The 23666-nt window shown below is 33.4% G+C and carries 25 protein-coding genes; 7 read left to right on the top strand and 18 right to left on the bottom strand.

The features are described 5' to 3' along the window. The first annotated feature begins 794 nt into the window (after positions 1-794). Positions 795-1028, top strand: a complete 234-nt coding sequence (locus tag EAH81_RS00550; protein ID WP_140502381.1) for a hypothetical protein — start codon at positions 795-797, stop codon at positions 1026-1028. Positions 1029-1288: 260 nt separating this feature from the next. Here EAH81_RS00550 and EAH81_RS00545 read toward each other — a convergent pair whose 3' ends face one another. The 6 genes from EAH81_RS00545 to EAH81_RS00520 all read right to left on the bottom strand — a co-directional run bounded on the left by EAH81_RS00545 (position 1289) and on the right by EAH81_RS00520 (position 5640). After that, the gene (locus tag EAH81_RS00545) at positions 1289-1810 is read right to left on the bottom strand and encodes a GNAT family N-acetyltransferase (RefSeq protein WP_140502378.1); all 522 of its coding nucleotides are present in this window, start codon (positions 1808-1810) and stop codon (positions 1289-1291) included. Between the two features lie 59 nt (positions 1811-1869). Beyond that, entirely contained in the window at positions 1870-2757 is an 888-nt protein-coding gene (locus EAH81_RS00540) for a hypothetical protein (protein WP_140502374.1), read from the bottom strand. 67 nt (positions 2758-2824) lie between these two features. Further along, positions 2825-3370, bottom strand: a complete 546-nt coding sequence (locus EAH81_RS00535; protein ID WP_140502370.1) for a hypothetical protein — start codon at positions 3368-3370, stop codon at positions 2825-2827. A gap of 13 nt (positions 3371-3383) precedes the next feature. Then, positions 3384-4049, bottom strand: a complete 666-nt coding sequence (locus EAH81_RS00530) for a hypothetical protein (RefSeq protein ID WP_140502366.1) — start codon at positions 4047-4049, stop codon at positions 3384-3386. A gap of 11 nt (positions 4050-4060) precedes the next feature. Then, positions 4061-4645, bottom strand: a complete 585-nt coding sequence (locus EAH81_RS00525; protein WP_140502362.1) for a hypothetical protein — start codon at positions 4643-4645, stop codon at positions 4061-4063. A gap of 290 nt (positions 4646-4935) precedes the next feature. Beyond that, complete coding sequence (locus EAH81_RS00520) at positions 4936-5640, bottom strand: hypothetical protein (RefSeq protein WP_161595766.1); 705 nt, start codon at positions 5638-5640, stop codon at positions 4936-4938. Positions 5641-5824: 184 nt separating this feature from the next. Between EAH81_RS00520 and EAH81_RS00515 the strand changes: the two genes are divergently transcribed. Next, positions 5825-6412 (top strand): DUF4142 domain-containing protein, encoded by a 588-nt coding sequence (locus EAH81_RS00515; RefSeq protein WP_140502353.1) that lies wholly within the window; start codon positions 5825-5827, stop codon positions 6410-6412. 113 nt (positions 6413-6525) lie between these two features. On the opposite strand, the gene EAH81_RS00510 is transcribed toward EAH81_RS00515, so the two are convergent. The 6 genes from EAH81_RS00510 to galA all read right to left on the bottom strand — a co-directional run bounded on the left by EAH81_RS00510 (position 6526) and on the right by galA (position 14816). Next, positions 6526-7578 (bottom strand): NAD(P)-dependent alcohol dehydrogenase, encoded by a 1053-nt coding sequence (locus tag EAH81_RS00510; RefSeq protein ID WP_140502349.1) that lies wholly within the window; start codon positions 7576-7578, stop codon positions 6526-6528. A gap of 343 nt (positions 7579-7921) precedes the next feature. Continuing rightward, positions 7922-8326 (bottom strand): cupin domain-containing protein, encoded by a 405-nt coding sequence (locus tag EAH81_RS00505; protein WP_140502284.1) that lies wholly within the window; start codon positions 8324-8326, stop codon positions 7922-7924. Positions 8327-8420: 94 nt separating this feature from the next. Further along, entirely contained in the window at positions 8421-8837 is a 417-nt protein-coding gene (locus EAH81_RS00500; RefSeq protein ID WP_140502280.1) for a cupin domain-containing protein, read from the bottom strand. A gap of 187 nt (positions 8838-9024) precedes the next feature. After that, the gene (locus EAH81_RS00495; protein ID WP_140502276.1) at positions 9025-9897 is read right to left on the bottom strand and encodes a helix-turn-helix domain-containing protein; all 873 of its coding nucleotides are present in this window, start codon (positions 9895-9897) and stop codon (positions 9025-9027) included. Between the two features lie 73 nt (positions 9898-9970). Continuing rightward, positions 9971-11542: a Na+/H+ antiporter gene (locus EAH81_RS00490; protein WP_140502272.1), complete on the bottom strand. Its 1572-nt coding sequence runs from the start codon at positions 11540-11542 to the stop codon at positions 9971-9973. A gap of 439 nt (positions 11543-11981) precedes the next feature. Then, positions 11982-14816, bottom strand: coding sequence for a beta-galactosidase GalA (gene galA / locus EAH81_RS00485; RefSeq protein WP_140502269.1), 2835 nt, complete (start codon positions 14814-14816; stop codon positions 11982-11984). Between the two features lie 211 nt (positions 14817-15027). Between galA and EAH81_RS00480 the strand changes: the two genes are divergently transcribed. The 3 genes from EAH81_RS00480 (at position 15028) to EAH81_RS00470 (ending at position 17128) form a co-directional block, all read left to right on the top strand. Beyond that, positions 15028-15411, top strand: a complete 384-nt coding sequence (locus EAH81_RS00480) for a hypothetical protein (protein ID WP_140502268.1) — start codon at positions 15028-15030, stop codon at positions 15409-15411. A gap of 291 nt (positions 15412-15702) precedes the next feature. Beyond that, positions 15703-16548, top strand: coding sequence for a chromate resistance protein ChrB domain-containing protein (locus tag EAH81_RS00475; protein WP_140502267.1), 846 nt, complete (start codon positions 15703-15705; stop codon positions 16546-16548). Positions 16549-16627: 79 nt separating this feature from the next. Beyond that, positions 16628-17128: a hypothetical protein gene (locus tag EAH81_RS00470; protein ID WP_140502266.1), complete on the top strand. Its 501-nt coding sequence runs from the start codon at positions 16628-16630 to the stop codon at positions 17126-17128. Between the two features lie 169 nt (positions 17129-17297). Here the strand turns inward: EAH81_RS00470 and EAH81_RS00465 are convergent, their stop codons facing one another. The 4 genes from EAH81_RS00465 to EAH81_RS00450 form a co-directional block, all read right to left on the bottom strand. Next, positions 17298-17768, bottom strand: coding sequence for a hypothetical protein (locus EAH81_RS00465; RefSeq protein WP_140502265.1), 471 nt, complete (start codon positions 17766-17768; stop codon positions 17298-17300). 299 nt (positions 17769-18067) lie between these two features. Further along, entirely contained in the window at positions 18068-18544 is a 477-nt protein-coding gene (locus EAH81_RS00460) for a hypothetical protein (protein ID WP_140502264.1), read from the bottom strand. A gap of 7 nt (positions 18545-18551) precedes the next feature. Next, on the bottom strand, positions 18552-18956 hold the full coding sequence (locus EAH81_RS00455) for a lysozyme inhibitor LprI family protein (RefSeq protein WP_140502263.1): 405 nt from the start codon (positions 18954-18956) through the stop codon (positions 18552-18554). Positions 18957-19035: 79 nt separating this feature from the next. Continuing rightward, entirely contained in the window at positions 19036-19530 is a 495-nt protein-coding gene (locus tag EAH81_RS00450) for a TlpA family protein disulfide reductase (RefSeq protein ID WP_140502262.1), read from the bottom strand. Positions 19531-19866: 336 nt separating this feature from the next. Between EAH81_RS00450 and EAH81_RS00445 the strand changes: the two genes are divergently transcribed. Then, entirely contained in the window at positions 19867-20169 is a 303-nt protein-coding gene (locus tag EAH81_RS00445; protein WP_041518777.1) for an ArsR/SmtB family transcription factor, read from the top strand. Between the two features lie 6 nt (positions 20170-20175). Further along, the gene (locus EAH81_RS00440) at positions 20176-21282 is read left to right on the top strand and encodes an NADH:flavin oxidoreductase (protein ID WP_140502261.1); all 1107 of its coding nucleotides are present in this window, start codon (positions 20176-20178) and stop codon (positions 21280-21282) included. Between the two features lie 250 nt (positions 21283-21532). Here the strand turns inward: EAH81_RS00440 and EAH81_RS00435 are convergent, their stop codons facing one another. Both EAH81_RS00435 and EAH81_RS00430 read right to left on the bottom strand, forming a co-directional pair. Further along, positions 21533-22039: a hypothetical protein gene (locus EAH81_RS00435; RefSeq protein ID WP_140502260.1), complete on the bottom strand. Its 507-nt coding sequence runs from the start codon at positions 22037-22039 to the stop codon at positions 21533-21535. A 432-nt stretch (positions 22040-22471) separates the two neighbouring features. Further along, positions 22472-23587, bottom strand: coding sequence for an acyltransferase family protein (locus EAH81_RS00430; RefSeq protein WP_140502259.1), 1116 nt, complete (start codon positions 23585-23587; stop codon positions 22472-22474). Positions 23588-23666 lie beyond the last annotated feature (79 nt).

Raw genomic sequence — 23666 nt, 5'->3', positions numbered from 1 at the left:
TTGAGATTAGTAATTCTGTTCGTATGGTATTTCAAAATTCGTTTATAAATAAGCGTTTCTTGTTATACAATTCCTGCAATAATTTTCATAATTAACTCTACATCATGTTTTTAAAAATCAGCACAACAAAATCCCAATTTTCATAAGAATTGGGATTTCTTTCAAAACCAAGATTTTATTTTTTGTTCCATCGGAACATCTCATCGGTAGCCCAATAAATACGGTATTTTTTTCGTTCCATAGGAGCGTTTGATTTTACAAACAACATACACAATTTGTCAAACGTCCCCACGGCACGATATTGCGCACAATGCATTTTTCTACCAATGAGATGTTCCGATGGAACAATTATTTTTGGCTACAACTTAGAATCCTTGTCATTCTGAGCGAAGTCGAAGAATTAGGAGCTATTTCCTGCTGTCCTTCCTAATCTTTTGTGCCGAACACCGGCACAAAAGGATTTTCCCTCCCATCAGGGCTAAGGCAATTGGTTTCATCAGAAGATTTAGTCTATTATCATTTTATTGATTACAATTTTTTGTAACATTACAATAGAAAACCTGAAAACATTAGCAATCATAAAAAGTAGTTCTATTTAAGCGATAATAACTATAAGAAAGAACAATTTAAAGAAAGATTTTTCTTATATTTTCTTTTCCTGTAATTACGACTTTACGGCTAAATGAATTTGCCCTTGTATTATGTGCACGGTATCGGAAACGACCGTAAATGCTGTCGTAAGCATTAGGATCACTAATATACAAGGGTTTTATTATTCCTAATTTTACGACATTATGAAAACAAACACCCTTTCGAAAGAAGCCGAAACAAGGCTAATGAATTTTTTTAACCATACAATCGATCCAAAAGATATGGCTAAAGCAATAAGACAAGCAAATTATCTACTAACCTTAGGAATTATGAGAGAAGATAAAAAACTTCAAAACGAAATAGTAAATCTCGAAAACAGCTTTTATTGGTTAAATCAATTAGCCGAGATTTTAAATCCTTATTTGGATGTAGAGTAATTTCTATAAGTCAGATTTTAATTTTATAACAATAAAAAAGCCTTGATCTTAAAAAATCAAGGCTTTTTTGGTTGTTTGTATTTCTCTATAATGCTAGCGCAATGTCATTTATTTAAGCTTTTACAAATAACGTAATCTCGCAAAATCGTAAAACTAAAACACAATATTGTCATTTATGACAAAATACTTGCTACCAAAGACTAATGCTAGCGCAAGCGACCCGCTCGTAACCGCAAAGAATGAAATTAGAGAATTTATAATCAACTTTCGTGCGAAGGAAACAAATAAGCAAAAACATCAAAATCGGCATTATTAAATTTAAAACTGCTTACTTTTTTAATTCCCATTTTTTCGTGTGCTCTTAAAGATGCCTCGTTATCGCTTTTAATAAATAAAATTCCTTCGCGATTGGGTTCTTTTTGCAGAAGTTCTTTAAACATTAATTGCGCCAAACCTTTTCCGCGTTGCGTATTACTAACACAAACAGGTCCATAAATATACGAATCCGGATTTGCGTTATAAGAAGTAAACATTGCGTCGACAATAGCCAAATTCCGTTTTTTATTTACGGTTTGAGAAGTCGTCAATAAAAAACCAACAACCTCATCATTTACAATTGCTACAATCTGAGGCATATCGCTCATCATTTCCTGAATTTGTTCCGGCGTAAGTTCTGCCGATAAACTTCCGCCTTGAGCGATTTGATTCTCTTTTTGGAGTTTTACAATTCCGGGTAAATCTGTGGAAGTTGCAGTTTTTATTTTAATATTTACCTCTGACATGAGAAATGTTTTTTCAACTAAAGATAAGCGTTTTTCAGTAATCTTTAGGATTGTTTTATCTATGATTTTTTATCAAACAACATTTGCAATTCTCCTTTTGCAGCCGAATATTTAAAATATTTAGGTTCATGAAGTATCGAATTCATGTAGATTTCCTGCGCTTCAGCTTTGTCTTTCAATTGTACCGTTGCAATATATTGCGCTATCAAAATATTGTACAAATTACCAATATTGACTTCACTATAAGATCTGTTTTCTTCGTATCCAACCCAATTAAAATCTTCAAAATCTAAATTGGTATAATAAAAATATTTTTTGCCATTAAACATCGGAAGCTTTTCTGAAAACTCAATAATCTTATCATTTTTCTTTAACATTTGAAGCACTTTAAAACGTCCTCCAATCAATGCATCCATCATATTCAAATAAAAAATGGACTTTTCGGTTTGATTTTTAAAACCTAATTTTTCAATATCAATATTTATTTTGCTTAAATCAGCTTTATTAAAAAGTGATGCTATTCCTCCGTGAATTCTGTAATAATAATTATCCAGAAGCCATCTTTCATCAATTTTTTGAGATAAAACTTCGTTTGCAATTTCTACATTTGGTTTCTTTGTCCTGGTTTCACTAACCCGATTATAATGAATTTCACGAATAACGTACCACAGATATAACTGTTCGTTACTTGGTCTTGCCAAAAATTTATGTGACAAAATAGTTTCTTCGCCCTTACCCACTTCTATCAATGCATCGGCAATTGGATTTAAAACAGAAGTTCTCAATGAGTCGATTGATTTTGCAAATTCAGAACCTGTCGCGTTTGTGTTTTTCGAATATATTTCACTTATAGCTATTAAATTTTTTAAATCCTTTGCATTAAGTTTTACCTGAGCAAAATTTGAAAATGATAATAGTATAAATAAAAGTAAGCTTAGTTTTTTCATTTGATTATTGGTTATTTTTTTGGTTGTAAACAAGATAACTGGTTAGTTTTCTAAACAATGGCTCTAATTATTTAATAAAATTAACGCCTATTATTCCCCGATTAAAGCTAACATGAATTGTATCGTTGTTTTTATACTCAAAAAGAGATTTGCTTTTAGTATCAATTCTATATTTATTAATCTTATTTAACTCATCGTCATGAGAAATAAAACTCTTATTATCATAAAGTTCAAAAACTTTATTCTCTTTATTTTCAATGACTTTATATGCGATAGTTGTGTTTTTATAATCTATTTTGGTATTAATATAGAGCATAAAATTATCCGTAAAGGTTTTTAATAAAAAAGAAATAAACAATGCAAGTAGTATCAGTAAACCAATGTTTCTAACATTCAATTTCTCTTTATCAACTTTATAAAAATACCCAACGAGAAAAACTAAAATCAATAAAAAAACAACTATTGAGTATTTCCAGGAAACATCCTTAAAGGCAATAATATCTGAATCTAGATATTTATTCTGAATTACTGGTTTAAAGTAAAACCAATTCAACAAAACCAAGGCTGTCCAAAATATAAAATTAACTATTTGAAACGTCGAAATTTTTTTCATTCGTGATCTCTATTTAATAATTAAGCCTTGTAACTGTAAAAGAAATAAATAACATTCCTGTTACGAGGATTATAAAATAAAGAAACTTCTTAATATCTTCAAAATCTCGCCCTTCTTTCAATATTAATTTTCTGAAACCCTTCGAAATCAAAAGTAAAATCGAACTTAAAAAAATAAATCCAAGCGCGATATTAGCGCCAATTCCTATTGGAAAACCTTTTCCCTGCGGATTAGTAAAAATTGGAATGAAAGACCATAATAAAAGTAGATTCCAAACGACTACAAAAAATATTACTGCTGATTTTTTGATCGGAAAACTGCCTTGCCCCTGTTTCTTTATAATTTCTAAATCACTTTCGCTTAAAACGCTATTTGTATTACTCAAAAAACCTGTTTTTTCAATTTCGCGAAGAACAAAATTTGGATCTTTAAATGTCCAAAATATTACTTCTGAACTATACTTTTCGATTCTATGAATGATTTTAATTCCGTTTCCTATAACAGGAATTGATTTATACGGTTTTAATTCGATAATATCTTTTGCCTGAAAAATTAGATTTCCCACAATCGAAGCGTCTATTTTTAAAACATTCCTATCAACGTTAAGTTTTGCAAAAGGATAACTTGCATTTGCTTTTCCAATTCTTGCGCCACCTGTTAAGGTAAATTTTTCGTTCATGTATTTTTTTGTTAATGACAGTATTCTTTAAGTTTAATAGTTTTTATTGCCGTTATAAATTGTTTTTCTGTTATCTCTTTCAAATTTCGTCCATAAAATGACATACTCACTTTATTGTATTCTTTGGTATTTCCTTCTAAACTATCAATAAAAAGTCCTGTTGTTCCAAACTCTTTATTTGTGGGCGTAATTAGTTTTGCATAAAAGCAATCAATTTTCTGCATAACAAATTTCTGCCTTAGATATTTCTTATAGTCAATATCACCTGAAAGTGAATCCACAATTAGATGTTTTGCTTTTTTCAAGCGTACTTTTTGTTCTTTACTTAATTCGTCATAACCATTTTTGTCATAAACCAATGGAAAATCATTTTTCATTACATCCCCGGAGTACCGACCAATATCAAAAATCAAAGTGTCTTTTTGATCCGTAACTATTCCTCCAACATAACTATCTGTTCCTTTAATTATAATTTTATTCCAATTTTGAGGAACCGTCATTTCAAAACTCTCAAAATCAATAGTGTTGAATTTTGATTTTGGCGTACAGGRAATTATTAAAGTCGAAAATAGAATAAGGTAAATTGTATGTTTCATTTAAGGCTTTATTGGTTTGATATTTTATTTAATGTTTCAAACTCCTTTTAAACATAAATCTGATTAATAAAATAACTAAAACAATCATAAACAAACAGCCGAGAGTATAACCTATTCCTTCTGATGTATTTTTATTAATTTCTCTTATACAATCAAAAACAGTTTTAAAACAAGTAATAAGTAGAACAAACGACAATATGACCGCAGATATCATTAAACAAATTCCACCGATTTTTTTAAGTATTTCCATAAATTTTTTAATTCTCGTAATAAATTAATATTTAGCCCAATTATGAAACCCAAGTCCCTTCAATTTCATCAATAATCCACTTTTCATTTACTTTTTTGATGTAAATCCTAAAACCATTTCCGCAATGCCTGCCGCAAGTAAATCCACCATCTAAAACTCCAAATTTTCTCTCTTTATCAAATTCTATTCCAGTAAAAGAGACAACACCTGAAAAAACAAAATCATATTTCTTTCTCCATATTTCACGACTGCCTTTTGGAAATTCAGAAATGTTTCTAAGTTCAAATTTACCTTTAAGTGGAATATTTTTGAAATCTATTATATAGGTAGAATCTCCTTCTATTTTTGGATAAAAAACTTCACCGCCGTTAAAATGTTTCTCTAAATATTCTTTTAGATCTTTGTTGCTGCTTTTAATTTTAGGATTGAATGCTACAATTAGTTTTGAAGTATCTTTTTCAATTGTTTCTTGATTGTGCTTCCACTTTGCCATTCTTTGTTTTTGCTCTTCAATACTCATTGTTGAGTCAACGCTTATACGATTACCATTTTCATCATAAGTAAGTAATCCATAAATAGGAGGCGGACTAAGTACCGTTCTGTAATCAATACAAATAGAGTCAATCAAAGCCGGAAAAATCTCCGTCATTACATTTTTTTCGAATTCTAAATCACTAATCTTCTTTTGACAACTCACTGAGAGAATTATCATAAGGAGTAAAGAAAATTGTAATGGTTTTATCATGATTTGTAAATAGTAATTGGTTCCAAAAGCGGTTTTTCTTGTGCTAATATAAAACTAATTCTATTACAAAATAAGGTACAAGAAAACCATAATATCCAAATCCTGTAACATTATCCAAAAATGCTGTAAGACATTCCTTTACAATCTAAATAATTTTACATTATAACATTTAAACTATAAAATCATGAAAAGAATACTAACAGCCGGAAAAGTAATTTTGGGAGCGGGACTAATTATAATATTCCTAAATTCTTGTAAAAAAGAAACCAAACAAGAAGATCCAAAAGAAGTTGCTGAAGATAGTAACGAAGCCAAATTTGACTCTATTGACAATAAAAAAGACGATTCGGAATATTTAGTGGATATAGCAGAAGTTAATCTGGCTGAAATAGAAATTGGAAAATTGGCTCAAACAAAAAGTACCAATCCTGAGGTGAAGAAATTTGGAAAAATGCTCGTTGATGACCATACCAAATCGGCTTCTGAAGTAAGTGCTTTAGCAAAAGCGAAAAACTTCACTTTACCGACTTCGATTACCGAAGATGGAAAAGAGGAATATAACAAATTAAACGAAAAATCTGGTCTTGATTTTGATAAAAAGTTCGCTGATATGATGATCGACGGACACGAAAAAGCTATTGACAAATTGAAAAAAGCGTCTGAAGATGCAAAAGATCAAGATGTAAAGCTTTGGGCATCAAATAACATTGCCGCGCTTACCGCTCATTTGGAGCATGCCAAAATGTTGAAACAGAATTTAGATAAAAAATAGGTCTTTTTTAAAGGTTCAAAGGTGCAGAGGTACAAAGGTTCAAAGTTTTAAAATGTAAACTTGCCTTTGTTCCTTTGCACCTTTTTTTGCTTTGAACCTCTGAACCTTTGAACCTAGTTCAGAGAAGCCATATCAATTACAAAACGATACTTAATATCACCTTTTAGTAATCTTTCATAAGCATCGTTTACATCATTTACGCCAATCACTTCGATATCTGCCGTGATGTTGTGTTCTGCACAAAAGTCAAGCATTTCCTGAGTTTCTGCGATTCCGCCAATAGCTGAACCTGCAAAACTTCTTCTTCCTAATATAAGACTGAATGACGTTACAGGAAGTGGTTCCATAGGCGCACCAACTAAAGTTAGCGTTCCGTCTACTTTTAATAAATTCAAATACGAATCGATATTATGTTCTGCTGATACGCAGTCTAAGATAAAATTAAGCGTTTTGGCATGTTTTGCCATTTGTTCCGGATCTGTAGATAAAACTACCTCATCTGCCCCAAGACGTTTTGCATCTTCGGTTTTAGATAATGAAGTGGTGAAAACTACCACATGAGCTCCCATTGCTTTTGCCAATTTGATTCCCATATGTCCTAAACCGCCAATACCAACGATTCCTACTTTTTGTCCAGGTCCAACTTTCCAGTGTTTTAGTGGCGAATACGTTGTAATTCCGGCGCAAAGTAACGGCGCAACTCCCGCAAGATCAAGCTTATCTGAAATATGCAATACATAATTTTCATCGACTGTAATGCTTTGAGAATATCCTCCAAAAGTTTGTCCGCCTAAATGTTTGTCCGGAGAGTTGAATGTTAAAGTGCTTCCTTCATCACAAAATTGTTCTAAATCATTTTTGCAATGTTCACATTCTCTACAAGAATCGACCATACAGCCTACTCCGGCAAGATCTCCAACTTTGAAATGTTTTACGTGATCACCCACTTTTGTTATTCGACCAACAATTTCGTGTCCCGGAACTATTGGATAAACCGTTCCATGCCACTCGTTTCTAGCCGAGTGCAAATCTGAATGGCAGATTCCGCAGTATAAAATTTCGATTTCGACATCATGCGCCAATACAGTTCTGCGTTTGATGTCTAATGTTTGTAATGGTGCTTCGGCAGCTTCTGTACCAAAGGCTTTTATGTTTTTTGTTTCCATGAAAATATTTTGTTTAAAGTTTTTTTGTTTCAGGTTTTAAAAATGCCACGAAGGCGCTAAGGCACAAAGTTTTATTTTTTTTGTCTTAGGCGTAATTTTACGTGGGTTTGGCTGATTCTTGTCTCTCGCAAAGTTGCAAGGACGCAAAGTTTTTATCGTAGAGACGCACAGCAGCGCGTCTAACATAAGGTTAATAGGAACTAGTAATTTCACGCAGATTTAAACAGATTTAGGCAGATTAAATATGATTAAAAAATCTGCTTAAATCTGCAAAATCTGCGTGAAAAAAAATCGCACAAGTTTCAATTATCTAATTATCTAATTGCCAAATTATCTAATTGACCTACTTTCCAAAGCTATAATAGTCTTCATCCGAAACACTTTCTAACCAAATTCCTTTTCCTTTATCAATTTCTGTAATAATAGAAATATGCGAAAATCGTCTGAAAGGTGTTGCACCATACCAATGTTCTACACCTGGTAAAATAGTTACAACTTCGTCTTTATGAAGTAATCGAATTGCGCTGCCTTTTTCCTGAAAATAACCAACTCCGTCTGTTGCTATAAGCAATTGCAAACTAGAATTGATGTGCCAATTGCATCTTGCGCCGGGCTCAAAGACAACTTCTTTGATTACGGTATTATCGGGATGAATATTACTGGTTTGTTTTTTATAGGAAACATCACCGGTCATAAAAGTATTTGGGATTTTTCCTTCTTCAATAACTGAGGTATAAAGTGTTGACATAAAAATGATTTTTTGAGATTGATTTTTAATTTAAAAATGGTCTGACAATACCCTGTAATTTATTTATCAGACCCGAACAACACTTTTTCTTTAATTATTTAAAGCTATTGTATTGTTCATCGGTTACCGGTTCAAGCCAGTCTACAATACCTTTTTCTGTATTTGTACTGATTGCGATATGAGTAAATTCGCCATCAGGAGAAGCTCCGTGCCAATGTTTGATTTCGGGTTGGATGTTTACAACATCGCCTTCTTTTAATAATTGAATTGGTTTGCCAACTTCCTGATAATAACCTGTTCCTTGGGTAACGATTAGAATTTGTCCGCCTGGATGTGTATGCCAATTGTTTCTCGCACTTGCTTCGAAAACTACATTTCCAACGGCTGTATGTAAAACCGGATCATTGGGAACCAACATCTTCACCCATGCTTTTCCTGTAAAATAATCCGCTGAAGCTAAATCTCCTTTAGGGAAAATAGATTCATTTAATTGATTTTCTGGTTCTTTCATAATTATTTGTTTTTAATATCGGTGCTGAGAACTAAATCAGAAAGCTAGAATGCGCTTTATAGAAGTTATATTTAGTCAGCGAAAAACCGATAAGGGGTTAATACTAATTATTTCACGGCAAAATTACTTTGACAACGACAATTAGAAATAACAATAATCAAACAAAAAATTAAGAATATGAAACAATTTATGTTCTTAATGATTTTGGAATTGTTCCTGTAAGTCTTTTAAAGTAATTATTAAAATAACTCGGATATTCAAATCCAAGCGAATATCCAATGTCTGAGATACTCCAATCTGTGTGATGCAATAATGCTTTTGCTTCACTTATAATTCTTTCGGTAATGTGCGCCGTTGTTGGCTTTCCGGTAATTTCTTTTACAGAACGATTCAAATGGTTGACATGAACTGCGAGGCTTTGTGCATAATCCTGAGGCGTTTTTAGTGCCAATGGTTCGTTTTTTGTCTCTATTGGAAATTGTCTTTCTAATAGTTCAAGGAAAAGAGACGTAATTCGGGACGAAGCATTTTTATGTTTAAAGAAGTTTTCCGTTGGCTGCATCTTCATCGATTCGTGAATAATCAAGTTGATGTAGTTGCGGATTAAATCGTCTTTAAAAACATAATCTGTTTCTTGTTCTTCGATCATTCTTTTAAACAACGAAGCTACAAATACTTCCTGTTCAGCTGATAAAGAAAATATTGGGGTTCCTCCTATTTTAAATAAAGGCGATTCGTGCAGACTTTCTGAGCGATCATTTGCCTTTAGAAACTCTTCCGTAAAAACGCAGGCATAACCGTTATAAGCAGGAGAAATAATTTCCCATGAATATGGAATATGCGGATTTCCGAAGAATAATATCGTTCCGTCAGTTTCAATTCCGCGATCGGCATAATGAATAAAACTTTTGCTGGTATTAATGCAAATTTTGTAAAAATCTCTGCGATTATACGTTGGTATTGCGCTCACATCATTACTTACCTCATAAACTTTAAAACCTTTTAGCTTTAAATCTGAAGTATTAAAATCGGCTGTTTTGGAAAGTACTTGATTACTCATGCCGCAAAGTTATGAAAATCAAACAAAAGTAAGGTTTTGAAAATGTTAAAGAATAGAAATGCTTTTCTGACGATTATAAAAATTGCATTTTCTCTTCTTCTAAATCCAGATAAAGCAAATGTTTCCGAATAATTTCTTCATCCAGAATTTCTTCTTTGTTTCGATTCAATAACCAATTTCGCTGATGTTCAAGTAAATTAAGATAAACAACTTTGGCTTCGCCCGACATTAGGATATCATCTGTGTTGCCGTTTTGTTCTTCCCATTTGTAAGCAATTTGCTGAAGAAGCGGTTGTCTTTCTAATTCGGCGCTATAATTGTTTTTTAAATGATTTAAAGCATGATTTACCAATTCTCTTTTGATCTTATGGTAAACTTCATCATCCGGAATCGTATAATCAGGATCCGGTATTTGAAATTTATTTATCAGATAAGGCAACGTCAATCCTTGCAGAAGCAACGTTGTCAGGATTACTACAAATGTGATAAACAAAATCAGATTTCGCTGCGGAAAAGGAATTCCTTCACTCAAATGCACGGGAATTGATAAGGCTGCTGCCAAAGAAACCACACCACGCATTCCGGTCCAGCCTATTAGAATTGGACCTTTGTAACCCGGATGTCTCGCATCTGCCACTTTTATAAAGTTTCTGGCAATCAAGGTGACAAAAACGGCACAAAAAGCACATAAAATTCGGCTTACGATAAGTACGGCTGTAATTAATAATCCGTAACCAATTGCAGACGAAAGACTAACATGGCCAAGTCCTGAAACTATTTCAGGCAAATCCAGTCCTATAAACATGAATATTAAGCCATTCAGGATAAAACAGAAGCTTTCCCATACATTCACACCTCGCAAGCGCGAACTGCTGCTTAAAAACGAAAGTCTGTAATGTGATAACAATAAACCTCCGCTCACAACGGCCAAAACTCCTGAACTATGTACTTCTTCGGCAGCGATATAGATTAAATAAGGTGTGACCAGAGAAAGTACAATATCTGAATTTGCATCTGTTGGCAGGTATTTGTGCAATTTCATGGCAACAAATCCAACGCCAAGCCCAATACCAATTCCTCCAACTAACATCCAACCAAAACTTGCAATAGCATCCTGCCAAATAAATTGTCCAGTTCCTACGACAATCAATGCAAATCTGAAAATGATTAGAGAAGATGCATCGTTTAAAAGACTTTCGCCTTCTAGAATAGAGGACAATCTACGAGGTACTTTTACAAATTTAAGAATTGCTCCCGCGCTAACGGCATCGGGCGGAGAAACGATTCCGCCAAGCAAAAAACCCAGCGCTAATGTGAATCCGGGAATAAAATGATTGGCTACCAAAGCCACAGAAAGTGCGGTAAAAAACACAACCAAAAAAGCAAAACTACAAATGATACGTCGCCAGCGCCATAATTCTTTCCATGAAATATTCCACGCCGCCTCATACAATAATGGTGGAAGAAATATCACAAAAATAAGCTCTGGATCAATACGTAACAAAGGAATTCCGGGAATAAAACTTATTGCTAATCCTCCTAAAACCAATAAAACCGGATAAGCAACTTTTATCTTATTGCTCAACATTATCAATAAAAGAATAACGATGACAATGATTAAATAAAACGGAAAATCGTTTAGCATTTGGTGTGGCTTTTTTAGAAATAACAGAATATCAAAAAGCGATATAAATATCTTTATCTTCTTTAGAATATCAATATTAGGAAATATTTTTATACAAAATACATTCTTAATTTAAAACGTAAAGCATTCAACACATTGTCTCAAAGTTTTTTTTGAATAAATCTCTCGCTAAGATTTTGTCATTTCGACGCAGGAGAAATCACATAAAGCAGCTCGTCAACAGTGCGTTCTCCCCGCGTGTGATTTCTCCTGCGTCGAAATGACAATATTGTGTTTAAACTTTGCGAAGAATGGATTAAAATCCATCCCTACAATATATTTTGTTCCTCCGGAACTCTTTCTAAAATTCCAGAGGAATGGGTTATTTTGTAGCAACATCCCGATCCCGAAGCCTCGGGACGGGATCGCAATTTCTCGAGGAAATTTATTATCTAAAAAACTATTCTTTACCCAAAATTGTAATTGTATGCGACTTTAATCCTTTCGCGGAAGCGGACAAAATAACGGGTTTATCAAAACTTTCTTTCTGAATAATAACTTGTGCGTAACCGTTAAAAAGCTTTCTTTTACAGGATTCAGCCGGAGTTATAACCTGAATAATTCCGGGATCAGTATTCATAACATCCCAATCTTTTATTTTTTGTAAAGGCGTGGCTACAATATAAATTGTGTTTTTCCCGTCTTTTAACATATTAGAGTTAAGTACATATTTTTGAGGATCTTCGGCACTTGCCGACACTTTATTTCCGTTGACAAAAACTACTGTTTCTACTCCTATCTTCTTATAAAAAAAGCTCACAATTTTTGTTGCTGAGTATTCTTTTAATTCAAATTGTCCTCGGTAAACATACGATGGCGCTTGTTTTTTATAATCTCTGTCCTTAAAAGCTGTTGTCCAATCATTTTCTGAATAAGAAATTAATTGCTGAGGCAAATCTGCGGTTGTTCCTTTTTGTTCTTCGAAATTGGTTATTGCAGTCAATACAATATCATCGATAAACTGATCTTTTTCAAGCGAAGTTGGATCGCCATTGCCAACGCCTAAAATTTTTCCGCCTTTTACAGCAAAAGTTATCTCATCATTTGCAGTTGGAATATGCAAACCTTTCTTATCAGTAACTTCAACCGTTATTACCGAAACATTTGCATTTGGACTGTTTTCTTTATCAATCGAAAGTTTTATAGCTTCCGGATTTTCGGTAGTTTTCTGAACATCTGAAAGGATTTTTTTACCATTTTTATATCCAATTGCTTCCAAAGTTCCGGGAGCATATTTGACCTTCCATTCTAAATGTCCATATTGCTCCATTTTCTTTTTACCAAGACTCTTTTTATTTAGAAAAAGCTCTACTTCGTCACAATTTGAATATACCCAAACATCAATCTCTTTTCCTTCCATTCCCTGCCAATTCCAATGTGGCATGAGATGAAGAACCGGTTTATCTCCCCACCAGGATTTCAAATAAAACACATTGTCTTTCGGGAAACCGCAAACATCCATCATCCCAAAATAAGACGTAACCGATGGCCAGCCATAAGGCGTTGGTTCGCCGCGATAATCAAATCCTGTCCAAATAAACATTCCCGCCAAATATGGACGCGTTGCATAAAATTTCCAACCTTCTTCAATACTATAAAAACTTGGACGAGGTTTTTTGTCATATGCACTTTGATAATGTTTGGCATCGTCTGTAAAATAAACACCTCGCGTTGCAAAAGTCGAACCTTCCTCCGTCCCCATTCCGGGTTGGTTTTTGAACTCCTTTCTATGTGCATCAATATCACCATTCCCCATATAATTATAGCCCATAATTTCGACCACAGAAGATATTCCGCTTTTAAAACCGCTGCTGATTCCAACCGTTACAGGTCTTGTACTGTCGATACTTTTTGCAAATCCCTGCATCACATTTGTAATGCGCTCGCCAATAACACTTCCTTCAATATTCCATTCTTCATTGCCCACAGACCAGCAAAATATACTTGGATGATTTCGATCACGCTCGATCATTCGTTTCAAATTTTTCAGATGATAATCGTTAATTCCCATCAAACGGGTTTCATCAATCACCAACATTCCTAACTTATCGCAAGCGTCAAGCAATTCCGGTGTTGGCGGATGGTGCGAACAGCGATACGCATTCGACCCCATTTCTTTGAGCTTTTTTATTCTGTAATATTGAAGTTCATCCGGCAAAGCAGTTCCAATTCCCGCGTGATCCTGATGATTGTTTGTTCCTTTTAATTTTAAAGGCTTTCCGTTAAGGGAAAAACCATTTTCAGGATCAAACTTAATTGTTCTGATTCCGAAAGAAGTTTCATAACGATCAACAATTTTTCCACCTTGTTTTATTTCCGTTATTAAATGGTATAAATTTGGTGATTCAATATCCCATAATTGCGGGTTATTTACCTTTAGTTTTGAAGAATATTTGGCCGTTTTATAAAAATCCGGTGCCAATACATTTTCAGAAACATTAACAACTTGTTTTCCAGAAACATCCTGAATCGTTTGTATTATTTCTACTGAACCTTTATAATTTCCTTTGTTTTCGATTGTAACCTCAGCCGTAACTTCGGCATTATTATTATTATTTATTTCTGACGTTATATAAGTTCCGTTTTCGATAACATGCAACGGATTTGTTTTCTGAAGATATACATGTCTGTAGATTCCCGCGCCCTCATAAAACCAACCTTCTTCCATCGAAGCATCTGCACGAACAACAATTGTATTTTCGCCACCATAATTGATATAAGAAGTAATATCATATTCAAAACCATTGTAACCACTTTCTTCTGTTCCGAGGAAATGTCCGTTAAAAAACACTTTGGAATTTCTAAAAACGCCACCAAACTTTAAGGAGATAATTTTCCCTAAATCATCTTTTGAAATAATGATTTTCTTTCGATACCAGCCAATACTTTTTTCAGGAAAACCTTTTCCGGCAGTTTTAAATCCATGGCTGTAACTGGCGCTTTCGCTGAAAGATTGTTCGACTGCCCAATCGTGTGGCAAATCCAGTTTTCTCCAGGCACGATCGTCAAATTGCGATGATGCGGGACCATCACCAAAACCTGTTTTTGCCAAGTACGAAAAATAACCTTCGGCGTGACCAAAATCTTTTTGTGTATCATACAAATGTCCCAATGAAAAACGCCAGTCTTTATCGATCAAAATCAATTCCCGATCTGATTTGTTTTGGGCAAAAGAACAAATGGAGATCAAAAAAATAAAATACGGCAGAATTTCTTTTGAAAAAGTAGTTTTCATAAAATATAAGTGGTTAGCTAGTCGCCATAAATATAGTTTTTATGCCTTAAAAAAGTTAATAGTATTTTATCAAAACATGATCAATTTCTCTTTTAATTTAAAATCGAAAAACGACATTTAAAATTTAGAATCATTCTATTGGCTATACTGTGTTAAATAATTTTCTTTTGATGTAATTTTATACTAAAATTTAAACAAAACAAAGTATATCATGAGTGTTATTAAAGATGAAGATAAACTTCTTAGCACTATCAAACGTATAGATCAGAAGATTGATAAGATTAACGATCAAAAGATTATTGCCTTTTTCGAATCCTTGGGATTAACGGAAAGAGAAGACGTTCCTAAGGATTTTCTGAATTGGGAAACGATTCTGATTGTCGTACCGGATCGTCATATTTCGCACGAATTAAAGTATTATAAATACTCCATTTCGAGGCTCTTTTTTGTTACAAATCCTTATGCTGAACAAATTCACATTTATGATTTTAACGAATGGAAAAACAGCACCCGAAATAAAACACAACTCCAAATTAGGGAAATCCTCAAAACAAATTATGGAGGTGTAAAGAAACCAAACACCGATTCACATTAAAAAGTCCGATCATAACGAATCGGACTTTTTTAGTTTAAAAACGTTGGATAAAATTAATTTAACACATAGAAGCATAGATTTTACAAACTTACAAAGGTGTTTCACTTGCACTAACAATCATAGCTATGTGTTAGAAACTAGTTTCTTTTTACTTCCTTTTTACACATAAAACCTATGCTTCTATGTGTTGAATATTTTTTTTGAATTTTATTCAACTCGTTATTAAAAATGTAAATTAGCGCTACTTTTGATTTTACATCGAAATAACTAATTAACATTCAACTTACTTCAATGAAATGGATAACTCGTGAAAGACCCAAAATTGACCGAATTGCGTGTCCTTGGCTCATACAAAAGTTTGTTGATCCTCAAGCAGAATTTATTTATGTTCCGTTTAGCGAAGTTATTACTAAAGCTAAAGAATTAAATGCGATTCCGTTTGATATTCCTGATGTAGAATTTACGCATTATAATGAAGAATGTACTTTTGATTATATTATAAAGAAGTATCAAATTAAAGATCCTGCGGTTTTAATTATGTCCAAAATTGTTCGCGGTGCAGATACAGACAGACATGAAATTGCAAAAGAATCGGCGGGCCTTTGGGCGATTTCGGCCGGACTTTCGCACAATATCACAAACGATACTGAGCTGTTAAAAAACGGAATGATGCTGTATGATGCGCTATATAGCTGGGCAACGCATCTTTACAAACAAAACCATTTGCAAAATAGTCCGTTTGAGAATTTACTTCATGAAGTTTATAATAAGTTTTTAATCGAAAAAAAATCAAACCAAAAAACACCTTCGTGGGTAAAGGATTTAAAAGCTATTATTCAGGATCAGATCGATACTCAGTTTACGTTTGATCTTAAAAAAATCTCAAATGATTTAGAACTGAATCCCTCCTATTTATCACGCGAATTTTCTAAATATTTTGAAGACTTAAATTTTGGTGATTATGTTCGAAAATTACGCATTGAGAAAGCTATAAATCTTATTCAGAATTCAACCTATACACTTACCGAAATTGGATATATGACGGGCTTTTCTGATCAAAGCCACTTTACAAGAATATTCAAATTACATACAGGTAAAAACCCTTCTTCTTATAGAAAAAATTCACGCAAAAAGTAATTCAGATACAAAAGGTAAATAGCGTTCTATTTATAGTTTTCGGGTCTTTATAGTTTTGTTTTTATAAAACCAAACTATTATGAACTTGTTGAAACGCTTTTTTATTCTTGCTTTTTTCGCATTAAGCACATCCTTTTATGCTCAAACTACTTATCCTAAAATAACGGGTTATTTTGGAATCATGCATCCAATTGTAACGATTAGTAACGAACAGACTACTTTGAACTTTAGAGATTATTATGCCGTGGGTTTTCCCACTGGTATCAACATTTGGAAAAGCTCAAAAATAGGTTTCTCGTTTGAGATTGTTCCCAATATAAAAGCCGAAGATGGTCATGATAAAGTGACCAATATATTGTTTCATCCGGGAGTTCTAGTCGCTTTGGGCAATGGCTATACTTTTGCCGGAAGAGCCGCATTTGAAAGCAGCGGAAGATATGGTTTTACGCCTGTTCTTAATAAAACGGTCATAAAAAGTGACAATTGCAGTTATTTTGTTGCCGTGCCACTTCCCGTTCGTTTTGGTAATGATCATCCGGCAACGTTTACGGTAGGTTTTCAATTTGGGATTGCTTTTTAATATTTATCTAAAAATTTTAGGGAGCTGTTTCCTGCTGTCCGCTGTATCTTTTGTGGCTCCCGAAGCCTCGGGACTAGCACAAAAGGATGCCGCTTCCATCAGGGCTATGGCACTTGTTTTCAAAAGAAATTTACTGGTCATTAGAGATCTTCTTCAACGTTTATTTGCCTTATTTAATTTCAAAAATCCTAAGAAACTTTTCCTCTAAATTCTTCCTCTTTTTCCCTTCCTTCCATCTTGAGTAGAAAGCCATAAAAAGCAAAAACAAATTAACAATTGTCGACGCTCTTCTAAGTCCTCTTGCAAAAAAAAGAAAAAATATATTAATTGCTATGATACAAACTATTGGAAAATATCTTGTCCAAAGCAACTGAAATTTATTGTTTAGTTCGACAACGTAATCTACTTTAAGTGTATTATTAATGTTCTTGTATTTTCCGTTTATAATATAAGGTGTCGATGACGTTGCCGAGTTTGTTGTCAAACGAAAACTTTTATCATCAAAAAGTCCATAAAAGGATTTTGGTTTTCCAACTATAGGAAATACTCTAACTTGTCCTAATGTTTCTTTTAGAGAACCAATTTCTGTATTATTTACTAATCTTGTGCGGAATTCTGTCAAACTGAGTTTTGATTCCATTTTAAATTAATTTGTTTTAGGTTTCAATAAAAATATTTCACACAAAATAGCCACAATATTTCATTTCGAGGGAGGAGAAATCCCCGTTACAAGATCGACAAAGAGTATCGTCTTAGATTGCGGAGTTACTTGCGAAGATTTCTCTCCCGAAGCCTCGTGATCAGAAATTGACAAAAATACGCAGATTAAACTTTTAAGATAGGCTCTTTGTCCAGGTTACTTAAACTGTTGGTTTAAACTTTGACAAGGATTAAAAAGCATAAAGTTTTGAAATTTTAGCAACCTCAAAACGTTTTGTTCTATTCCATAATCTCAAAAATTTTAATAAAGTTCTCCTCAATATTTTTTCTTTTCTCTTTTGTATCCCATCGCGAAAAGAAAATCATAAGTGCAATAACAATATTCACAAGCATATAGACCTCCTTGGGCGTTTCTTTAGAAAAGAATAATAACAAATTCATTGCACCTCCAACAAAAATTGGGATCCATTTTATCCAAGTTAAATAAAACTTTGGACAAGGTTCAATATTATAATTGACAACAAGTGCTCTATTTTGGATTTTATACCTTCCTTTAATGATGAAAAATGTTGGATTTATCGTGGAATTCAGTGTCAAGCGAAAACTTTTATCATCAAAAAGGCCATAAAAAGGTTTTGAAGTTCCATTAAAAATAGTAAAAATACTAAATGGACTCAATTTTAGTTTTGGGGAACCAATTTGAGTATTGTTTACTAATCTTGTACGGAATTCAGATAAACTGAGTTTTGATTCCATTTTAAATTTATATTTTCTTAATAAGTTCCTTTACTCTATCAAAAACATAATCTGCCTGCAAATCAAAGACTACCATTTCAAAATCCAAACTTCCTTCTTCAAAATAGCCTTTTTTCTTGGTATCAGAATATGCTTTTTTGAAATATTGGTCGCGTTTCTTAAGCCAGATTAATTGTTCTTTTTTTAATTCAGCTTTTTCTTCAGAACTCAATTTTAACCTTAAATTCTTATACGCAACATTTAATAAACTATCTGATTGATTCAAATATTTAAGAGAACAATTTCTCATTCCAATTCCAGTATCTAAACATTTTTGGTGAGTTGTTTCTAATTTAGTAACAGTTTTTAACGTTTGCGCATTGCTGTGAAATGAAAACAAAATAAAAAACAATAAGATTGATTTTTGAATCATATTTTTAATTTTAATAAGAAGATAATATTGTAATCACGAGAACAATTCTCAAGGTAAAATAACTTGAAACAAAGAGAAATTACTTCTTTTCTAATAGACTCTTCACCATTTCATTCAAGGCGTTTCCGTGAATATTTTTCGCCAGGATAATTCCGTTTTTGTCTATTAAAAAGTTTAATGGTACAGACTGAAGCATATAATCAGCTACAACTGGAGATTTCCAATATTTTAAGTCACTTACTTGTGTCCACGGAAGTTTCTGTTTTGCGATTGCGGCTAACCAAAGTGGTTTTTTAGTATCCATAGAAACACTGTAAATTCCAAATTTATCAGGATAAGCATTGTACAGTTTTATTAATTCCGGATGTTCTTTTGTACATGGTCCGCACCACGAAGCCCAAAAATCAACTAAAACTAATTCTCCTCTAAAAGAAGAAAGTACAACATTGTTTCCTTTTGTATCCGGAAGATCAATTTCAGGTGCAATATCTCCTACTTCAACTCCAACAACCTGAGCTTTTGAACTGGTTATTACACAACATAAAAATCCTAAAATAAGTAAAGTTTTTTTCATAATTTAATTAATGTTTTTAGATAAATTGGGGCTTTTTAATCTTGCAAAGTTGATTTTTTTGTCATTTCGACCGGAGGGAGAAATCACACTCGTAACTCGACAAAGGTTGGCTCCTTACTGTACGGAATTTCTAGTGTGATTTCTCCCTCCGGTCGAAATGACAAACAATACGATTTTAATTATTGCTTAAAAACTTCGAGCCTTTGCGAGATTAATTGTAAGCAAATATAAATTTTCTTTATTAAAACTTCCCTTCTTTTACTTCCACTATCTTAATTTTTTGCTAAATATTTTTTCTTTAATTGGTATATCGGGAAAAGTCGATATATTTGCGCCATGGAAAATATAGAAATCTTTAAAGCATTATCTAATAAGTCCAGACTGCAAATGCTGGAGTGGTTAAAAGAACCCGAAATAAACTTTCCCGATCAGCTCCAACATGCAGGATTTGAACACGGAGTTTGCGTTGGTCAAATACAAGCCAAAGCCGGTCTTACGCAATCAACAGTTTCTGAATACCTGTCTATTTTGCAGCGTGCCGGATTTATAGAATCCAAACGCGTTGGACAATGGACCTATTATAAACGTAACGAAGGTGCCTTTGAAGCACTCAGTAAATTAATTCAATCTAATTTGTAAATTACTATGAGTACAAACAACCTGTTTTCGCCATTTAACTTAAAAACGTTAAATCTTAAAAACCGAATCGTAATGGCGCCAATGACGCGCTCATTTTCTCCAAACGGAGTTCCAACTGACAATGTAGCTTCTTATTACCAAAAAAGAGCTGAAGGCGAAGTTGGTTTAATATTATCCGAAGGAACTGTAATCGACAGAGCTTCTTCATCAAACGATGCAAATGTACCTCACTTTTATGGCGATGAAGCTCTTAAAGGATGGAAAAAAGTTATAGATGGCGTTCATGCTGCCGGAGGGCAAATGGGACCACAAATCTGGCATATGGGAATTATGGACAATCACCATTCAGGATGGGTTCCGCCAGTTCCTTTTGAAGGTCCGTCAGGTTTAAACCGTCCAGATTTTAGTAATGGTAATACAATGTCTGAAAAAGATATTGAAGATACTATTATTGCTTTTGGAAAAGCTGCCGCCGATGCTAAAAGATTAGGTTTTGATACGATCGAAATTCACGGTGCACACGGTTATTTAATTGACCAGTTCTTTAGAACCGAAACTAACTTGCGTACGGATATTTATGGTGGAAAAACTTTACCGGAACGTAATCGTTTTGCTATTGAAGTGGTAAAAGAAGTTAGAAAACAAGTAGGTAACGATTTTGCTGTTATCATGCGTTTTTCTCAATTCAAACCTTCTGATTATAATTATAAACTGGCAAAAAATCCACAAGAACTAGAAGCCTGGCTTACACCACTTGTTGATGCCGGAGTAGATATCCTACATTGTTCTCAACGTCGTTTCTGGGAACCTGAATTTGAAGATTCTGATTTGAATTTTGCTGGTTGGGCCAAAAAAGTAACAGGAGCTCCAACAATTACTGTTGGTTCTGTTGGTCTTTCAGGAGATTTCTTTGGTGCTTTTGCAGGAGAAAGTTCTGAACCAACTTCTTTAGAAGAGTTAAACAGACGTTTCGACAGAGGTGACTTTGATTTGGTTGCTGTTGGAAGACCTCTTTTATCTGATCCAAGCTGGGTTGCAAAAATTAAAGCAGGAAAAACAGATCAATTGAAAGGTTTCAGTAAAGAAGCTTTAGGACAATTGGTTTTAGAATAAGTTTTTTAAAAAAGGTTCAAAGATGCAAAGGTTCAGAGGGACAAAGTTTTTTCCCTTTGGACCTTTTTTTAGTGCAATATTTGCCCACGGATTGAGCGGGTTTTACAGATTAATACGGATTTTTTTAATCATTTTTAATCCTTTAATCTGTGGCAAAAAAAAAGATGCACTGCTGTGCATCTCTACATAAATCTTATAAAAATATAAAATGGCTGAAAATAAATAATGTTTTAGCCATTTTTTGTTTCATTTATAAACTATCATCTTCATCATCTGATTCAAAGAAATCATTCGGATCAAAAGGAATATCTTCATCCGGATCTTTATCATGGGCGTTTACTCCTGGTGGATTAAATAATCCCCAACTATCTTTAATATAATTCCATTGATCAAAACTTGCAACCCAATCAATAAAAAGTAATCGAAATTCATCAATTGTATCTCGTAATAAATCTATATAATCATTATCCGTAATTCCTTCCTCAAAGCGCAAACTTCCAGTCATTACATATAGTTCTCTGGCAGCTTTGCGAATTATAGCCGCATTTTCCATACGTAAATCGTATAAATCACCACCTTCTGCACCAGCAATTTTAGCAGGAATAATCATGGCGTTCTCCAACATAAACTGAACAGTTGTTTCCTGCAAAAATTCGTTTTCTTGTGGAATAATATGTACCAGTCCTTCTGTAAGTTTAAAAATTTGTTCCGCCTTTTGAAAAATTGGCATATTATCCGTATTGTCTAAATTTGACATTTTATCATTTTTATTCCGTAGAGGCGCACAGCAGTGCGACTCAGAGATGTTGTTTAAAATTTTCTTCTCAAAGATAAATCAGATTTTTACATATAATTAAAAAACAATCTTAATTGTACAGTATGTGGCAAAAAAAAGCACTGCTGTGCATCTCTACCGCAATATTTGCCCACGGATTTAACGGGTTCAACAGATTAACACTGGATTTAAAATCATTTTTAATCCTTTAATCTGTGGCAAAAAAAAAGATGCACTGCTGTGCATCCCTACATACAATTATAAAAAAACAAAAGGGATGAAAACATGAAATTTCATCCCTTTTTTGAATATCTATAAACTAACAAAATTTAGAAATTCAAGATTTTTTGAAGGTTCAGAAGCTCAAAAATTCGGAGAGGCAAAGCTTTTTTCCTGTGTCGCTTTGAACCTTTGTTACTTTGAACCTTTGAACCTTTTCTGCAACCAATTACGTACTGGCTCATCATAAAATTTCAGACATAAATAAGCAATTACAATGCTGGAAACTAAAACTCCGATTCCGATAACGTAACCGTCTTTTAATGGAACCTTATTATCAATAACCCATGCTGTGTACCAATAAATTAATGGATAATGTATGATGTAAATTGGATATGAAATATCTCCTAATGCTTTGCATATTTTCAGCGAAAGCGCATTTTTTATTTCGCCTCCTGCTCCAATCGCAACAATTAACGGGAACATAAGAATAATAACAAATGACTCGTATAAACCATTCATCCATAAACTGTTTTCGTCTCCAATTCTTGGAATACTAAAAAGTACAACAATCATAATACTGCAAACCCAGAAAGCTCCTTTTATATGAATTAATTTTCCTAATCGTGAAAGTAAAACTCCTGCAAAAAACGGATATAATAAACGGGTAAAACCAACATTCATTTGTTCCAGATTTAATGACCAACCGCCAATAACGTCTCCTTTTGGTCCAAAAACGGTATAATTAATCAGCATTGCTGCGAAGATTAAAACGAAGATTCCAAGGACTTTATTAGAGAATTTACGAAAGAATAATGCATACAAAATATTAGCGATATATTCGAAGAAAAGAGACCATGCCGGCCCGTTTAACGGATGCATTTCTCCCCAGCCTCTTATTTCTAAAGAAGGCGGAATTGGCAATAATGTAAATCCGATAACCATTGTTAAAATCACTTTCCAAGCTTCCATTCCTGCAATTTGCGGAAAGAGATTTGAAGCCTGAAAATAATAGAAAATTGCCCCAATGATCATTCCCATAATTACCATAGGCTGCAAACGAATTAAACGTCGTTTGTAAAATTCCCAGGTATTCATTTTACCCCAGCGATCGTCATAAGCATAAGCCACAACAAATCCTGACAATAGAAAAAAGAAATCAACAGCAAGATAACCGTGATTGATAATTTGTTTAAATCGGCTTCCTCCATTAAAAGCTTCTAAAATGTGAAAAATAACGACTAAAATCGCGGCCACTCCACGTAAGCCGTCTAAAATTTCGTAATGTTTTTTGGGTTTAATATCAATCATATTAATTGTTGATTGTTGATTGTTAATGGTTAGTTATTAATGATTAGTTGTCGATTATTAATTATAAATTACTGATTGC

Source organism: Flavobacterium pectinovorum (assembly GCF_006438875.1).
Lineage (GTDB): Bacteria > Bacteroidota > Bacteroidia > Flavobacteriales > Flavobacteriaceae > Flavobacterium > Flavobacterium pectinovorum_A.
This window is presented reverse-complemented; position numbering and strand designations above follow the sequence as displayed.

Excerpts from the sequence above, each read along its gene's own strand:
- EAH81_RS00550 (WP_140502381.1), top strand. The coding sequence starts at position 795 with ATGAAAACAAACACCCTTTCGAAAGAAGCCGAAACAAGGCTAATGAAT.
- EAH81_RS00545 (WP_140502378.1), bottom strand. The coding sequence starts at position 1,810 with ATGTCAGAGGTAAATATTAAAATAAAAACTGCAACTTCCACAGATTTA.
- EAH81_RS00540 (WP_140502374.1), bottom strand. The coding sequence starts at position 2,757 with ATGAAAAAACTAAGCTTACTTTTATTTATACTATTATCATTTTCAAAT.
- EAH81_RS00535 (WP_140502370.1), bottom strand. The coding sequence starts at position 3,370 with ATGAAAAAAATTTCGACGTTTCAAATAGTTAATTTTATATTTTGGACA.
- EAH81_RS00530 (WP_140502366.1), bottom strand. The coding sequence starts at position 4,049 with ATGAACGAAAAATTTACCTTAACAGGTGGCGCAAGAATTGGAAAAGCA.
- EAH81_RS00520 (WP_161595766.1), bottom strand. The coding sequence starts at position 5,640 with ATGATAAAACCATTACAATTTTCTTTACTCCTTATGATAATTCTCTCA.
- EAH81_RS00515 (WP_140502353.1), top strand. The coding sequence starts at position 5,825 with ATGAAAAGAATACTAACAGCCGGAAAAGTAATTTTGGGAGCGGGACTA.
- EAH81_RS00510 (WP_140502349.1), bottom strand. The coding sequence starts at position 7,578 with ATGGAAACAAAAAACATAAAAGCCTTTGGTACAGAAGCTGCCGAAGCA.
- EAH81_RS00505 (WP_140502284.1), bottom strand. The coding sequence starts at position 8,326 with ATGTCAACACTTTATACCTCAGTTATTGAAGAAGGAAAAATCCCAAAT.
- EAH81_RS00500 (WP_140502280.1), bottom strand. The coding sequence starts at position 8,837 with ATGAAAGAACCAGAAAATCAATTAAATGAATCTATTTTCCCTAAAGGA.
- EAH81_RS00495 (WP_140502276.1), bottom strand. The coding sequence starts at position 9,897 with ATGAGTAATCAAGTACTTTCCAAAACAGCCGATTTTAATACTTCAGAT.
- EAH81_RS00490 (WP_140502272.1), bottom strand. The coding sequence starts at position 11,542 with ATGCTAAACGATTTTCCGTTTTATTTAATCATTGTCATCGTTATTCTT.
- galA (WP_140502269.1), bottom strand. The coding sequence starts at position 14,816 with ATGAAAACTACTTTTTCAAAAGAAATTCTGCCGTATTTTATTTTTTTG.
- EAH81_RS00480 (WP_140502268.1), top strand. The coding sequence starts at position 15,028 with ATGAGTGTTATTAAAGATGAAGATAAACTTCTTAGCACTATCAAACGT.
- EAH81_RS00475 (WP_140502267.1), top strand. The coding sequence starts at position 15,703 with ATGAAATGGATAACTCGTGAAAGACCCAAAATTGACCGAATTGCGTGT.
- EAH81_RS00470 (WP_140502266.1), top strand. The coding sequence starts at position 16,628 with ATGAACTTGTTGAAACGCTTTTTTATTCTTGCTTTTTTCGCATTAAGC.
- EAH81_RS00465 (WP_140502265.1), bottom strand. The coding sequence starts at position 17,768 with ATGGAATCAAAACTCAGTTTGACAGAATTCCGCACAAGATTAGTAAAT.
- EAH81_RS00460 (WP_140502264.1), bottom strand. The coding sequence starts at position 18,544 with ATGGAATCAAAACTCAGTTTATCTGAATTCCGTACAAGATTAGTAAAC.
- EAH81_RS00455 (WP_140502263.1), bottom strand. The coding sequence starts at position 18,956 with ATGATTCAAAAATCAATCTTATTGTTTTTTATTTTGTTTTCATTTCAC.
- EAH81_RS00450 (WP_140502262.1), bottom strand. The coding sequence starts at position 19,530 with ATGAAAAAAACTTTACTTATTTTAGGATTTTTATGTTGTGTAATAACC.
- EAH81_RS00445 (WP_041518777.1), top strand. The coding sequence starts at position 19,867 with ATGGAAAATATAGAAATCTTTAAAGCATTATCTAATAAGTCCAGACTG.
- EAH81_RS00440 (WP_140502261.1), top strand. The coding sequence starts at position 20,176 with ATGAGTACAAACAACCTGTTTTCGCCATTTAACTTAAAAACGTTAAAT.
- EAH81_RS00435 (WP_140502260.1), bottom strand. The coding sequence starts at position 22,039 with ATGTCAAATTTAGACAATACGGATAATATGCCAATTTTTCAAAAGGCG.
- EAH81_RS00430 (WP_140502259.1), bottom strand. The coding sequence starts at position 23,587 with ATGATTGATATTAAACCCAAAAAACATTACGAAATTTTAGACGGCTTA.